The sequence below is a fragment of the Chryseobacterium sp. BGA-UO-ETr-SB22 genome (assembly GCF_059567885.1).
Map to the genome: position 1 here is coordinate 114,487 of NZ_JCAQOV010000005.1, position 14,477 is coordinate 128,963.

Annotated in this window: 13 protein-coding genes and 1 tRNA gene; all 14 read left to right on the forward strand. The window is 32.1% G+C overall.

Annotated elements, in window-relative coordinates; all coding sequences use genetic code 11:
* Positions 1–12 precede the first annotated feature (12 nt).
* The 14 genes from AC57AW_RS07770 to AC57AW_RS07835 all read left to right on the forward strand — a co-directional run bounded on the left by AC57AW_RS07770 (position 13) and on the right by AC57AW_RS07835 (position 14,434).
* Positions 13–1,305 (forward strand): nucleotide sugar dehydrogenase, encoded by a 1,293-nt coding sequence (locus tag AC57AW_RS07770; protein ID WP_496351426.1) that lies wholly within the window; start codon positions 13–15, stop codon positions 1,303–1,305.
* A gap of 20 nt (positions 1,306–1,325) precedes the next feature.
* A complete protein-coding gene (wecB, locus tag AC57AW_RS07775) occupies positions 1,326–2,444 on the forward strand; it encodes a non-hydrolyzing UDP-N-acetylglucosamine 2-epimerase (RefSeq protein WP_496351427.1) in 1,119 nt (372 codons plus the stop codon).
* Positions 2,444–3,757, forward strand: a complete 1,314-nt coding sequence (locus AC57AW_RS07780; RefSeq protein ID WP_496351428.1) for a lipopolysaccharide biosynthesis protein — start codon at positions 2,444–2,446, stop codon at positions 3,755–3,757. Before wecB ends, AC57AW_RS07780 begins: the two co-directional genes overlap by 1 nt.
* On the forward strand, positions 3,754–4,836 hold the full coding sequence (locus AC57AW_RS07785; protein WP_496351429.1) for a polysaccharide pyruvyl transferase family protein: 1,083 nt from the start codon (positions 3,754–3,756) through the stop codon (positions 4,834–4,836). The genes AC57AW_RS07780 and AC57AW_RS07785 overlap by 4 nt, the downstream gene beginning before the upstream one ends.
* Positions 4,826–5,908 carry a glycosyltransferase family protein gene (locus AC57AW_RS07790; RefSeq protein ID WP_496351430.1) on the forward strand — a complete coding sequence of 361 codons (1,083 nt, stop codon included), beginning with the start codon at positions 4,826–4,828 and terminating at the stop codon, positions 5,906–5,908. Before AC57AW_RS07785 ends, AC57AW_RS07790 begins: the two co-directional genes overlap by 11 nt.
* Positions 5,909–5,917: 9 nt before the next feature.
* Positions 5,918–7,003 (forward strand): EpsG family protein, encoded by a 1,086-nt coding sequence (locus tag AC57AW_RS07795; RefSeq protein WP_496351431.1) that lies wholly within the window; start codon positions 5,918–5,920, stop codon positions 7,001–7,003.
* Between the two features lie 15 nt (positions 7,004–7,018).
* Entirely contained in the window at positions 7,019–8,071 is a 1,053-nt protein-coding gene (locus tag AC57AW_RS07800; protein WP_496351432.1) for a glycoside hydrolase family protein, read from the forward strand.
* 61 nt (positions 8,072–8,132) lie between these two features.
* Complete coding sequence (locus tag AC57AW_RS07805; RefSeq protein WP_496351433.1) at positions 8,133–9,053, forward strand: glycosyltransferase family 2 protein; 921 nt, start codon at positions 8,133–8,135, stop codon at positions 9,051–9,053.
* Positions 9,043–9,609, forward strand: a complete 567-nt coding sequence (locus AC57AW_RS07810; RefSeq protein ID WP_496351434.1) for an acyltransferase — start codon at positions 9,043–9,045, stop codon at positions 9,607–9,609. Before AC57AW_RS07805 ends, AC57AW_RS07810 begins: the two co-directional genes overlap by 11 nt.
* 629 nt (positions 9,610–10,238) lie before the next feature.
* Complete coding sequence (locus AC57AW_RS07815) at positions 10,239–11,339, forward strand: glycosyltransferase family 4 protein (protein WP_496353872.1); 1,101 nt, start codon at positions 10,239–10,241, stop codon at positions 11,337–11,339.
* Positions 11,332–11,937, forward strand: a complete 606-nt coding sequence (locus AC57AW_RS07820; RefSeq protein WP_496351435.1) for a sugar transferase — start codon at positions 11,332–11,334, stop codon at positions 11,935–11,937. The genes AC57AW_RS07815 and AC57AW_RS07820 overlap by 8 nt, the downstream gene beginning before the upstream one ends.
* Positions 11,938–11,957: 20 nt before the next feature.
* Positions 11,958–12,560: an acetyltransferase gene (locus tag AC57AW_RS07825; protein ID WP_496351436.1), complete on the forward strand. Its 603-nt coding sequence runs from the start codon at positions 11,958–11,960 to the stop codon at positions 12,558–12,560.
* A gap of 11 nt (positions 12,561–12,571) precedes the next feature.
* The gene (locus tag AC57AW_RS07830; protein ID WP_496351437.1) at positions 12,572–13,732 is read left to right on the forward strand and encodes a DegT/DnrJ/EryC1/StrS family aminotransferase; all 1,161 of its coding nucleotides are present in this window, start codon (positions 12,572–12,574) and stop codon (positions 13,730–13,732) included.
* A 628-nt stretch (positions 13,733–14,360) separates the two neighbouring features.
* Positions 14,361–14,434 (forward strand) — tRNA-Asp (locus tag AC57AW_RS07835).
* Positions 14,435–14,477 lie beyond the last annotated feature (43 nt).

Below are 14,477 nucleotides of genomic sequence, written 5' to 3' on the forward strand. Positions count from 1 at the left end.
AATCAATTCTTTGTGGAAAAACAATATAAAATTGCCGTAATTGGATTAGGATATGTAGGTCTGCCATTAGCACGATTATTTGCAACAAAATATCCAGTTGTAGGTTTCGATATCAATCAGAAAAGGATTGAGGAATTAAATACAGGAACAGATAGTACCCTGGAAGTAGAAAACGATATACTAAAGGCGGTCTTAAAGCACCAGAACCCTTTTAATCAGATTACTGAGAACGGATTGTACTGCTCTGCGGATATCAATGATATTCAAGATGCAAACATCTATATCGTAACGGTTCCCACACCTGTTGATAAACATAACCGTCCAGATCTGACCCCATTATATAAATCTTCAGGAACTGTAGGGAAAGTATTATCCAAAGGAGATATTGTGATTTACGAATCTACTGTATATCCCGGAGCTACTGAAGAAGAATGTATCCCTGTTCTGGAACAGGTTTCAGGACTGAAATTCAATCAGGATTTCTTTGCAGGGTATTCGCCTGAAAGAATCAATCCAGGTGATAAAGAGCATACCGTAGAGAAAATTCTGAAAGTTACCGCAGGTTCTACACCGGAAATTGGAAAAGTAGTAGATAGTCTGTATAAATCTGTGATTGTGGCAGGAACCCATCTGGCTCCGACCATCAAAATTGCAGAAGCTGCCAAAGTAATTGAAAACTCACAGAGAGATATCAATATTGCTTTTGTGAATGAGCTGGCTAAGATTTTTAACCTTTTGGAAATTGATACGCATGCTGTATTGGAAGCAGCAGGAACCAAATGGAACTTTTTACCGTTCAAACCAGGATTGGTAGGTGGCCACTGTATTGGAGTAGATCCATATTACCTTGCTCAGAAAGCTCAGGAGAATGGCTATCATCCCGAAATTATATTGGCAGGACGCCGTCTTAATGATTCTATGGGGGAATATGTAGCTTCCCAGCTGGTAAAGACAATGATCAAAAAGAAGATCACAATCAATGGAGGAAAAGTATTAAACTTAGGAATAACCTTCAAAGAGAATTGTCCAGATGTACGTAATACCAAAGCGGTAGATGTTATTCAGGCGCTTGAAGACTATTCTTTACACGTTACTACTTTTGATCCTTGGGCTAAGCCTGAAGAAGTGAAACATGAATATGATCTTAATGTTGTAAATGAAATTCCAGATGAAAAATTTGATGCAATTATTCTTACCGTTGCCCACAAAGAATTTATGGGAATCAACCTGAATAATTATCTAAAGGAAGGAGGTATTATTTATGATGTAAAGGGAGTTTTGGAAGAGTGTGATTCCAGACTGTAACTATTTATTTGCTTAAAATTATGAAAAAGAGACATCTGATTGTTTTTGGAACAAGACCTGAAGCTATAAAAATGGCTCCTCTGGTAAAAGAATTTCAAAAAGAATCATCATTTGAGACTAAAGTTTGTGTTACCGCTCAGCATAGAGAGATGTTGGATCAGGTTTTAAGTTTTTTTGATATCCAGCCGGATTATGATTTAAATTTAATGAAGCCCGGCCAAAATTTATATAACCTGACAGCTGATATTATTACCGGACTGAAATCTGTTTTGGAAGATTTTAATCCGGATTATGTCTATGTACACGGAGATACCACTACTACAATGGCAACTAGTATTGCGAGTTTTTATTCCGGTGCCAAAGTATGCCATGTAGAAGCGGGATTGAGAACACATGATAAAAGATCTCCATTCCCTGAAGAGATTAACAGACAGGTGGCGGGACGTATTGCAGATTATCATTTTGCTCCTACAGAACAGTCAAAGCAGAACTTATTAGCGGAGAACACCAAAGAAGAAAATATATTAATTACAGGAAATACTGTGATAGATGCATTATTCTTTAGCTCTGCAAAAGTGGAGAATATAGATAATAAAGAAATAGAAGCACTTAAGGCTGATATAGATTTATCAAAAAAAATAATACTGGTAACAGGGCACAGACGTGAAAATCATGGACAGGGATTTGTTAATATTTGTGAAGCTTTGAAAGAAATAGCTGTCACAAACCCTGATATCCAGATTATTTATCCCGTGCACCTTAATCCGAATGTAAAAGGCCCGGTGTATGAAATTTTATCAGATGTTAAAAATGTAATCCTGATAGAGCCTTTAGCATATCCGGCTTTTGTATGGCTCATGAATCAGTCTTATATGATCATTACAGATTCCGGAGGTATACAGGAGGAAGCTCCAAGTCTTGGAAAACCAGTACTGGTAATGCGTGATACTACGGAAAGACCTGAAGCTGTGAATGCTGGGACGGTAATTCTGGTAGGTACAGATAAAAATAAAATTGTCTCAGAAGCACAAAGTTTATTAAATGATCCTGTACGCTATCAATCCATGAGGGAATTACACAATCCTTATGGAGATGGGACTGCATGTGAACGCATTGTAAATTTTATAAAAAGTAAATAATGAATATATCTTCTCTGGTAAAAAAGAAGATGTTTAAAGAAACTTTGACATACTCCATTGGAAGCTTTGGATCAAAGATTCTTTCATTTTTATTAGTCCCTTTTTATACCTATTTTCTCACCAAAAAAGAATTGGGAGAATATGACTTACTGCTCACCACAATAAGTCTTTTTGCACCATTGGTCTCTTTACAGATCTCTGATGCTACCTACAGATGGTTAATTGATAAAGAATATGTCAGTGAAACTGAGAAGGCAAAAATTATGACCAATTCTATCATAACATTATGCATAGGGTATCTTATTTTTTGCGTTGGGTTTTCTATTTATGTCTTTTTTAACAGCTTTCAATATCAGGAATATTTTATAATACTTATTTTCCTTAATTGTTTATTGCCCTTATTACAGAGTATTCTGAGGGGACAAGGAAATACGAAACAGTTTGCGATCAACGGAATTTTAACTACTTTTTTAATTGTGGTTTTTAATATCGTTTTTATCTACCTGTTAAAATTAAATGTAGAAGGTGTTTTCATTGCCAATATCGTAGCTTATACAGTTGCGTGTATCACGATTTTATATAAAGTAAAAATAATTCAATATTTCAAATTTAAGTATTGGGATCCTAAACTTATTAAATCAATGGCATCCTATTCTTTGCCTTTGATTCCTAATTTAATGAGCTGGTGGGCTATATCTTCTGCCAGTAAATTTATCATCCTGCACTATATGGGAGCTGAAGGAAATGGGGTGTATGCAGTAGCGAGCCGTTTTCCGGCTTTGCTGTTAGTCATTAATTCTGTTTTACTGTTGCCTTTACAGGATAGGATTTTAAAAGAAGAAAATGATGCTACTTTCAATAGATTATTAGATAAGTTCATCATGTTTGAAATGGCTTTGGCTTTTACCTTAGGAATACTATCACCTTTAATGACGAAAGTTTTAGTTTCAAAAGAATATTTTGAAACCTGGCAATATATGCCTTATTTATATTTAGGAGTAGGATTCAATGCAATTGCTGGTTTTCTCGGATTAAAATATCAGAAAGAAAAAAATACATTGAAAATTACACTAACCTCATTAATAGGAGCAGTTATATCAATCGTATTTAGTATAATTCTTATCCAATCATTAGGATTACAAGGGATATCTATTTCATTTTTATTGGGCTTTTATTGTATGTTTCTATTGAGATTCATGGATATACTGAAATCTGAGAGTAAAAAAATAAAAATTAAAAAACTTTTTTTGATTACATCCGTACTGGTTGTAATGATTGTAATAAATCACTTTATAAAATATTATATTTCATGAATATATCAATAAAAGGAGCATATGGTGATAGTAATTTTGGTGATGATTTATTAATGATCGTATTTGAAGATTTTATCAAAGCTAATGTCAAAAATAGCTCATTGAATTTTATAGGAGCTGAAAATCATTATGTCTCAAAATTTTTAAGTGATTCTTCTTATAATAATAATCAGAAAGATGATCTGTTAGTGTATGGAGGTGGAACACAGTTTTTTTCTTTTATAGAAAAGTCTACACTTGCAACCAAAATAAAGAATAATATTTCTAAGAATCCGGTTAAAATACTTAAAAAAGTATTTCAGAAAATTGGCTCTGGGAATAATGTGGCAGCAGCCAGTTATGAAAAAGCTTTTCTCGGTTTTGGGTTAGGGCCATTTAATAATAATATCCAGGCTATAGAATTTGCAAAGAATCAATTAAGAGATTCATTCTTCACAGGAGTCAGAGATCAGGTTTCTTATGATTACTGTAACGAGTGGAACATTGAATCATTCTTAGGAGCTGATGTAGTGTTTTCGTCCTATTTTTATAAACATATTCAAAACGTTTTAAAGGCAGATGACACCAATAAAATAGGAATTATTGTAAGAGACTGGGACTGGAAGAACAGTCCTGCTGATTATCAGGAGCAATTGATTAGTTTTGTGAATTCCAATCCGCATCTGGATGTGACATTTATTGTATTTGCAAAAGATAAAGACCCGAAATGGTTAAAAAGGATACAGAATTATAAAAGTATCATCTGGCATCCTGAAACAATGGAAATCAATGATTTTATAGAAATTTTAAACTCTTTTTCTACATTTATTACGGCACGTTACCATGGGGCAATCATTGCTGGTTTGTTGGGGAAAAAAGTGATCTGTGTTGAAATAGAGCCTAAATTAAGAATTCTTACAGAGCAAATTCCTTCATTTGCTTTATGGGATGATCATTTTGAAATCGGGAAGCTAGGAGATTTAGTAAAATCTGAATTAGATAATGATCATCAGAAGTCTATTTCAGATCTGAGATCGAAAGCAGATGATATGTTGAATCAATTTGTAAAAAAATATAACAGCAAATTTAATGGAGAATAAAGAAATTGTAATTGTTCATAAAACCTGTGTTTCAGATTATCCTCCTTTATTGGCTTTTATAAAGTATCTGAATAAAAATGGTTACAAAATACATCTTGTTTTAGGTTTTGAAAAAGGAAACTTAATAGATGAACTGAACCGTCTTTGTTATAAAGTTCATTTAACAGAAATAAAGCCTTCATCCAACAAGATTTTATATTGGTTTAAGATCAGAACAACCTTTTGGAAAATTATAATCGAAAACCAGTATCAGGATAAACTGATCTGGATTCCAGCTGCGGATACCACACTGGCTTTAGGAAAAAAACTATTGTCACTGAATTATGTGCTTAATTTATATGAGCTGTTCGATTATGCACCTAGGTACATAAAAGGCCTTGAAAAATTTGCAAAAAATGCAAAGCTGGTCATTTGTTCTAATTTAGACAGAGCCAATATACTTCGCGTTTGGTGGAAGCTGAATAAAACCCCAGAAGTTATTCTGAATAAACCTTATTCAGAGTTGTCTGAAAGAAATCTTCCTTTGACGGAAGAATTATCAAATCTATTGGAACCTGTTAAAGGGAAAAAGAAAATTATTTACCAGGGAGTAATTTTCCCTGAAAGAGAATTGGAAGGCATCTGTCGTTATATCAATCAGTCAGAAGATTTTGCATTGATTATAATGGGTAAGGAAACAGAATATTTGAAAAAGCTGCAGGCTATCTGTCCTTCCATCATTCATATTCCGTTTGTTGCACCTCCTTATCATTTGCATGTAACCAGCCATGCTGATATTGGTATATTAACATATGATCATTCTTCATTGAATAATATATTTTGTGCACCCAACAAATTATGGGAGTTTTCTAACTTTGCCATACCAATGATAGGAAATGATATTCCGGGGCTTATTAATACGATTGTAACCAACAGAATGGGAGAATGTATTGATTTTCAGAGAGAAAATCAGATATCTGAAACCCTGCAAAATATCTTAGAAAACTATATAGAATATTCCAGGAATGCTAAGTCATTTTATATCAGCTATAATTATGATCTCGAATTAGACAACATCATGCAGAAATTGTAAAATATAGAGATGGAAAGTATTATTGATGCATTTAATCTGAGATTTACACTTGTTTATTTAAGTGCTGCTTTTTTTGCTATTATTTTAACAAATGAATATGTAAATCGAAAAAAAAATTCTGATGGTATTCAGAATGCATTATTATTGTTTTATGCATTGGTAATTATTGCTATAATAGGGACAAGAGATAAAGTTGTAGGAGCCGATTCAGCAAGAACATTAGTTTATTTTAACGGTTCCCGAGTCATTAAATCTTTAAGTGAGTTAAAAGATGTAGGAAGTTACTTTATATCATTACTTGCTCTTAAATTGAGTAATAACTATAAAGTATTTTTTACAATAAATGCCATGTTGTATATAATACCTCTTATTATAGGTATACGGAATTTAACAGAAAAAAATAGATTTCTTGTTTTCTTTATTGTGATAAGTATGTTTTTCTTTAAGGCAATGGGAATTAATACAACAAAACAAGGGATTGCTTTTTCCTTTTTCTTTCTAGCTATGACTTTCTATAATAAAAAAAGATGGTTGTCTATTGTATTTTTCACTATTGCTTTTTTTAATCATGCTTCTATTATCATTCCTATTGTGGTTTTCTTTATGTCTACTAAGATTAACAACCTCAAGGTCATATTTTCGATTTATATAGCAGCTACAGTACTTTCATTAGTTAGTTTTAACCTTAATGAACTATTAGGCAAAATACCTGTGATAAATATTTTAGTAGAAGAAAGATTAGATCAATATTATTCCAAAGGAGTTAAAGTTGCTTACAAAACTGGGTTTAGATTGAACTTTTTTATATTCAATACTATATTTGCAATTATTGGATATTATACTCTTAAAAGTATTGAAGATATTGAGGAGCATTTAAAGTATAAAAGGTTTTATGTAACGTATATGCTTACATCTGCTTTTTTCTTTCTTATGTTTTCTGCTGCTTTTAGTGATAGATTTGGCGTATTATCTTGGATTTTTATACCATTTTTAATGTATCCTTATACGCAAACTAGAAATAAAATGGGGGTAATCAACTTGTTTGGTATATTTTTACTTTGTTTTTTCTTATTCCTAATATTTAATTTAAAATAATATAAATAATTTATTATGAGAACTATAAGCATTTTTTTTCTATTTAACTTCTTACTATTTTCGAGCATTTGTTGCTCTCAAAAAAGGAAGAAAATATTGATTGATTATTCATCAATAGTAACTCAGGATATTAATATACAGACGGCTGATTTTTTTAAAATTGAAACAATACTTCCAAAAGGATATGTGAAAGATGGAAGTGTGGATTATACAAACTATATTCAAAAAGCTATTGATGCTAATAAAAATGTTATAATGCCAGACTTCCCATTAATGACTACAGGAGTTTTTGCACAATCAAACTCGCAAATATATTTTCAAAAAAAGTCAGCATTAATATTAAAACCAACTGCTGATGTAAAGTATCAGATTATTGGTTTACATGCTGTTGAAAATGTTAAAATTTATAACCCGCAGTTAATAGGTGATCGTGATAAACACTTAGATACTAAGGGAGAATGGGGAATGGGTATTGATATAAGAGGTTCTAGAAATATTGAGATTTATAATGCAAATATTTCTAATTGTTGGGGAGACGGAATTATGATAGTGAAAACAATGACTAGCATAAGACCTGGTATTGCTAAAAATATGCTGTTCGAGGTAGAGAATATAAAAATAATAGGAGGAGTAATAAATAATGTTAGAAGAAATGGCATTTCAATTGAAGGAGGCAAAGATTTAATTATTAAAGATCTATTAATTGCAAACGTTAATGGTACTAATCCAATGGCGGGTATTGATATTGAGCCTAATGATAATATTAACATATTAGAAAATGTTAATATAAGTAATATAAAAATAAATAATACAAATGTAGGTATAGATCTACATTTAGGTAAATATGGTAGCCAGTCTATTCCAAAATCGGCTACTATTTTTTGTTCTAATATTTTAGTAGAAAACTCAAATGTGGGAATTTATGTTGCTGGTTTTAAAGACCAGCCTTTTGTCAGAAAAATAGGGGGGTATTTTAATATTGATAAATTGTCCACTAATAATGTTAAAAAGCCTTTTAGTGAAGGAAAACTATTTGACTTATATCCTCAAGTCAATATGAAAAATTAACAACTATTGCTGAGAAGTGATTGTGTTAAATTATAGAATATTTTAATATAAATGTTTAGAAATGAAATTAATAACAGTCTTTACACCTACTTACAATAGAGAAAAAGAATTACTAAAGCTTTATGAAAGCTTACTAAGTCAAACATTTAGTGATTTTGAATGGGTAATTGTAGATGATGGGAGTACAGATAATACATCAGTATTTATCAAAAAATGTATTGATGATGGTAAAATAACGATAAAATATAATAAAACAAATAATGGGGGTAAGCATCGAGCTATCAATAAAGGTTTGGATTTAGCAGAAGGGGAGCTATTTTTTATTGTAGACAGTGATGATTATTTACCAGATAATAGTTTGGAAATTATTGATCATCAGTATAAAAGTATAAAAGGAGATAATTCTTTTATTGGAGTTGTAGGTTATAGAGCTTCACCTAAAGGGAATATTATTGGAAACAAACAATTTCCCACCTTTATAACAGATTCAAATTTAATAGAAAGAAGAGAGAAATTTGGGGTTATAGCTGATATGGCAAAGGTTTTAATAACTGAAAAGTTTAGAGAATTTTACTTCCCTGATATTGATGGCGAAAAATTCGTTGCAGAATCAATAGTATGGAATAGAATGGCTCTGAAATATAAATTCAGGTACTTTAATGAGGCCATTTATATAACAGAATATTTAGAAGGGGGATTGAGCTATAATAGCATTCGTAACAGAAGAAAGAACGCTAAATATGCAACATTACTATATAAAGAATTAGCCAACAATTCAAAAAGTCCTTTAAAACTTAAAATAAAATCTATAATTAATTATTGGAGATTTGCTTTTTGTAAAAATCAAAATATATTTAAATTACTGAAAGAGGTGGGAGTATTTCCATTATCTCTTATTTTCCTGCCAGTTGGCTTTGGACTTTATGTAAGAGATAGCTTCTCTAATGATATCAATATTAATAAATTAAATAATGAAAGGTAGAGATCAGTTTAAAAAGTTCAAAAAGATTATTGATTTATTAGTTAAAATTTTTAGTATTTTAGGTAAAAACGGAAATGAATTTTTATTAAGAAGTGTTAGAAATACAAACGGTAAACTAGGGCTTGTTTTAAGATATATATTTATAAAAAATTTAGCCAAGAAGGTTGGGGATAATGTATCTGTACAACCAGGAGTATTTATATTTAACTTGAATAGTATAGAATTTGGAAATAATATTAGTATTCATCCAATGTGTTATCTAGAAGGAGCGGGAGGAATTAAGATAGGTAATGATGTATCAATAGCACATGCAACAACGCTTATTTCTACAAATCATACTTGGGAAGATCTTACAACTCCCATAAAATATAATAAAGAAGTTATGAAACCAATTATTATTGAGGATGATGTGTGGATAGGTTGTGGAGCAAGGATTTTGTCTGGCGTAGTAATTAAAGGAAGATCAATTGTGGCAGCAGGGGCTGTTGTTAATAAAACTTTTGAAGAAAATTCTATAATAGGCGGTGTGCCTGCCAAAATAATAAAGAAATTATAAGCATTGATTATTTTCGATGTGGTGAATTTTCCCAAAAAAGTAAGAATGGAAAGATTTTTGCTTGTGGTATTATTACTGAAAAGAACTTAAAAATTGAAATAGAAATTTTTTAATATTCCTTTAATGTTAAAAATATAATGAAACTGCTTATGAAACTTGAAAAACTGAAATATTCTGTAAACAATCAAATCATCTAACGTAGAATAGAGAATATCAAGGTATTCAATACCAATAAAATAGCTGATGAAAATTTGGTGACAATGTACAATTTGTCTCTGTCACAAAAAGCTGTTAAATCACAAAAAACACTTATGCAAACCTGAAAAATAATTATTTTCCAGGATAGTAATGATGCAATATTTAATCCAAAAACTAGTTTCTGTTTGAAATAGGTTTTGGATTTATACTGGTTATAAAAAATTATTATCTTTTTTAAAATCACAAATAAGTGAATTGTTGATAAGTGAGTAAAAATAATAACACACAAAATATTTATGAGAAATTTATTAATTAGTTCTAGATTTTATAGGAATAATACATAAAAATAAAAGAAATTGAAAACTAAATTGATACGGATTACAACGGTACCACTTTCTTTAAAGATTCTACTGAAAGGGCAGCATCGGTTTATGTCAGAACATTTTGATGTAATTGGTGTTTCCTCACCAGGTAAGGAGCTCGATGAAGTCAAAAAAGATGAAGAAATAGAGGTAATAGCGATTGATATGTCCCGCCAGATTACTCCAATTAAAGATATTAAGTCTTTATGGAGTACGTATAAATTTTTAAGAAAAGAGAAACCACAAATTGTTCATACCCATACTCCTAAAGCTGGTATTGTAGGGATGCTGGCTGCAAGAATGGCAGGAGTTCCTCATAGACTGCATACGGTAGCAGGTTTACCATTGATGGAGGTAACAGGTGTGAAACGTCAGATTTTAGATTTTGTTGAAAAACTAACCTATGCTTCTGCAACACATGTATATCCAAACTCAAAGGGGTTGTCTGATTATATCATCAAGCATAATTATGTAAATAAATACAAGCTTAAAGTAATCGGAAATGGTTCATCAAACGGAATCGATACTTCATTCTTTTCACCTGAACAGGTTTCAGAAGATCAGAAAACTCTTCTAAGAAAAGAATTAAAAATAAAAGACACAGATTTCGTTTTTGTGTTTGTAGGGCGCTTGGTGGGAGACAAAGGAATTAATGAACTGATAAAAGCCTTTTCTGCTCTAAATAAACAAGAAAACCAACAACATTCAAAATTATTACTGGTGGGTCCTATGGAACAGGAGCTGGATCCGTTACATCCCGATACATTAAGTGAAATTGAAAATAACCCAGATATTATCTCTGTAGGATTTCAAAAGGATGTTCGTCCTTATTTTGCGATTTCTGATGCATTGGTTTTTCCTAGCTATCGGGAAGGATTCCCTAATGTAGTGATGCAGGCAGGAGCAATGGAATTGCCAAGTATAGTTTCTGATATCAATGGATGCAACGAAATTATAGTAGAAAATCAGAATGGAGTGATTGTTCCGGTAAAAGACAGTGAAAGACTTACAGAAGAAATGGAGAAAATGATTGTAGACAAAGATTATTATCAGGCATTAAAAAAGAATGCACGACCAATGATTGAAGATCGATTCGAGCAGTCAGTGATTTGGAATGCAATATTAAGTGAGTATAAAAAACTGATTAAAGAAAAAGAATATCGTGTATAAGTTTTTTTTGAAACGGATTCTGGATTTTTTGATAGCGTTGATAGCGCTCATCATGCTGGCTCCAATTTTTATAATTGTAATGATCTTATTATACTTTGCCAATCAGGGTAAACCGTTCTTTGTTCAGGCAAGACCGGGCTTAAATGAGAAGATATTCAATATCATTAAGTTTAAGACAATGAACGACAAAAAAGATGCTGAGGGCAATTATTTGCCAGATTCGGAGCGCTTAACTCCGGTTGGAAGTTTTATACGCCAGTCTTCCCTGGATGAGCTTCCGCAATTAATCAATGTATTGAAAGGAGATATGGCAATTATAGGACCCCGGCCCTTGCTGCCACAATACCTATCTTTATATAATAAATCTCAGAGACGCAGACATACAATACGTCCCGGGATTACAGGTTGGGCACAGGTAAACGGAAGAAATGCTATTTCCTGGACAAAGAAATTTGAACTGGATGTATGGTACGTAGACAATCTGTCTTTGGTAACAGATTGTAAGGTAGTCCTTCTTACTTTAAAAAAAGTAATAATAAGAGAAGGAATAAACCAGGCAGATCAAGCTACAGTAGAAGCTTTTAAGGGAAATAATTAATTAATAAATGTAGACAGAGCATGTATTTATACGGAGCAAGTGGCCATGGTAAAGTAGTGGCTGAGTTGGCTGAAGAGAATGGTTTTAGTATTGAAGCTTTCATTGATGAACATTTAATGAAAGAAACGGTATTAAACTATCCTGTTCTTAACGAAATTCCCCAGCATAATATCGATGTTGTTATTTCTATAGGGAATAACAGAGTCCGGAAAAGAATAGTGGAGCAGAAAGAGCAGTTCAACTATGTTACTCTTTTTCATCCCAGGGCAATCATATCCAAGAGAGTAAAGATAGGAGAGGGAACTACTGTGATGCCTGGTGCTACTATTAATGCGTTAGTAAGAATCGGAAAACATGGTATTATCAATACAAATGCTTCAATTGATCATGATTGTATCCTTGAAGACTTTGTACATATTTCTCCAAATGCTGCACTGGGGGGCAATGTATATGTAGGTGAAGGAACTCACATCGGAATCGGAGCCAGTGTAATACAGGGAATAACAATCGGAAAATGGTGCATCATTGGTGCCGGAGCAGTTATTATCAGCGATATACCGGATGGCTGTACTGTTGTAGGTAATCCCGGAAAAATTATAAAAAGTAGAAGTTTAAAAATTTAGAATATTAAAATATGAAATCAAGAGTATGGTTGTCTTCTCCCCACATGGGAGGAAACGAATTAAAGTACATTAATGAGGCATTTGATACAAATTGGATAGCTCCTTTAGGTCCAAATGTTGATGGTTTTGAAGAAGATCTGGAAATTTTCTTAAATGAAAAAGTAAAAGTAGCTGCACTTTCCTCAGGAACTGCTGCTTTACATCTAGCTTTAGTAGAATGTAATGTTGGTCCTGATGATGAGGTTATATGCCAGTCTATGACATTTTCTGCTTCTGCTAATCCTATTGCTTATCTGGGAGCTACGCCTGTATTTATCGACTCTGAAAAAGATACCTGGAACATGTGTCCGATAGCTTTGAAGCAGGCTATAGAAGATAGAATTGTAAAAGGTAAAAAGCCGAAAGCTATTATTGTTGTCAATCTATATGGAATGCCGGCAAAAATGGATGAAATTTTAGCAATTTCTACAGAGTACAATATTCCTTTAATAGAAGATGCTGCTGAATCATTGGGATCTCAGTATAAAGGAAAAGCTTGTGGTACTTTTGGACGTTTTGGTATTTTATCATTCAATGGAAACAAGATAATTACGACTTCAGGAGGTGGTGCCTTAGTATGTCATTCTCAGGTAGATAAAGATAAAGTTGTATTTCTTTCTACACAGGCAAGGGATGACGCTCCACATTATCAGCATTCACATATCGGATATAATTACAGAATGAGTAATATTAGTGCTGGTATTGGAAGGGGACAAATGGAGGTTTTGAGAGAGAGAGTAAACGGACGTAGAAAAATGCACGAATTTTATTCTGAAATTTGTAAAAATATAGATGGGGTAGAATTACTTTCGGAACCAAGTCTTGATTTTTACAGTAACCATTGGTTATCTGTTATTACAATAGATGAAACAAAATCATCAAAATCCCGTGAAGATTTACGTTTGGCATTTTTGGAGGACAATATCGAATCCAGACCTATCTGGAAACCTATGCATTTACAACCTGTATTTGAAGATGCACCATATTACGGAGGAAAAGTAGCAGAAACCCTTTTCGAAAATAGCTTATGTCTGCCTTCAGGATCTAATCTGTCAGATAATGAGAGAGAGAGGATTGCAAAAGTTATGATAGAGGTTTTTTCAAATAAGAAAGAATATTCAGTTTTAGGATAATTTATTTTGGAGTTAGAAAGATAAGAAGAGCTATGTTTAAAACTTACCAATGCTAAGGTTAGAACAGAAAGTGAATCTTGATTTTGGAAAGAAAAAAAGATAGGGTATATTTCATGAGAAATTTTGAATATATTCTATTTCCCGATACAGCAAACATACTGTATCGGAAATTCTTCCTGTATGAATTTCTTTTAATCTTTTCAGACCAGCTGGATCATTAGAAAAGAATTCTTCTTCATTTTAATAATTCATCATCTTAAAATTAGATCTTGAAATAAATATTTTTAGAGTAACAAGAATGTTGATTTTGTGTGTGTTTTTATAATTGACTTTCTTAAATGTTCTAAGATGATCTGTTAAAATGTGTGTTTAGAGCAGTTATATCTGAAATTTTTATGTTTGAAAATGTGTATTTTACAAATAGCTTTAAAAGAAAAGGAATAGGTTCCTTTGGAAAAACTAAAAAAAGCTATATATTTGCACCAGTTAAAAACAAACGCTCTTAGATTGTTTACAAAAATGATTTAGTAAGTAAAAGAGTAGTTTAAAGCAGATGGATAGGACTTTTCTGAAAAGTATTGGTTTTGTCCGGATTGCAAAAGTTTTGTCAATTTACTTTTAAAAAATTGATCCGGTAGTTCAGCTGGTTAGAATGCCGCCCTGTCACGGCGGAGGTCGCGGGTTCGAGTCCCGTCCGGATCGCAGAAAGTCTTCTAGAAATAGAAGACTTTTTTTGTTTTATTGA

Coding starts and splice junctions, on each gene's coding strand:
- wecB (WP_496351427.1), top strand. CDS start 1,326: ATGAAAAAGAGACATCTGATTGTTTTTGGAACAAGACCTGAAGCTATA.
- AC57AW_RS07780 (WP_496351428.1), top strand. CDS start 2,444: ATGAATATATCTTCTCTGGTAAAAAAGAAGATGTTTAAAGAAACTTTG.
- AC57AW_RS07785 (WP_496351429.1), top strand. CDS start 3,754: ATGAATATATCAATAAAAGGAGCATATGGTGATAGTAATTTTGGTGAT.
- AC57AW_RS07790 (WP_496351430.1), top strand. CDS start 4,826: ATGGAGAATAAAGAAATTGTAATTGTTCATAAAACCTGTGTTTCAGAT.
- AC57AW_RS07795 (WP_496351431.1), top strand. CDS start 5,918: ATGGAAAGTATTATTGATGCATTTAATCTGAGATTTACACTTGTTTAT.
- AC57AW_RS07800 (WP_496351432.1), top strand. CDS start 7,019: ATGAGAACTATAAGCATTTTTTTTCTATTTAACTTCTTACTATTTTCG.
- AC57AW_RS07805 (WP_496351433.1), top strand. CDS start 8,133: ATGAAATTAATAACAGTCTTTACACCTACTTACAATAGAGAAAAAGAA.
- AC57AW_RS07810 (WP_496351434.1), top strand. CDS start 9,043: ATGAAAGGTAGAGATCAGTTTAAAAAGTTCAAAAAGATTATTGATTTA.
- AC57AW_RS07815 (WP_496353872.1), top strand. CDS start 10,239: ATGTCAGAACATTTTGATGTAATTGGTGTTTCCTCACCAGGTAAGGAG.
- AC57AW_RS07825 (WP_496351436.1), top strand. CDS start 11,958: ATGTATTTATACGGAGCAAGTGGCCATGGTAAAGTAGTGGCTGAGTTG.
- AC57AW_RS07830 (WP_496351437.1), top strand. CDS start 12,572: ATGAAATCAAGAGTATGGTTGTCTTCTCCCCACATGGGAGGAAACGAA.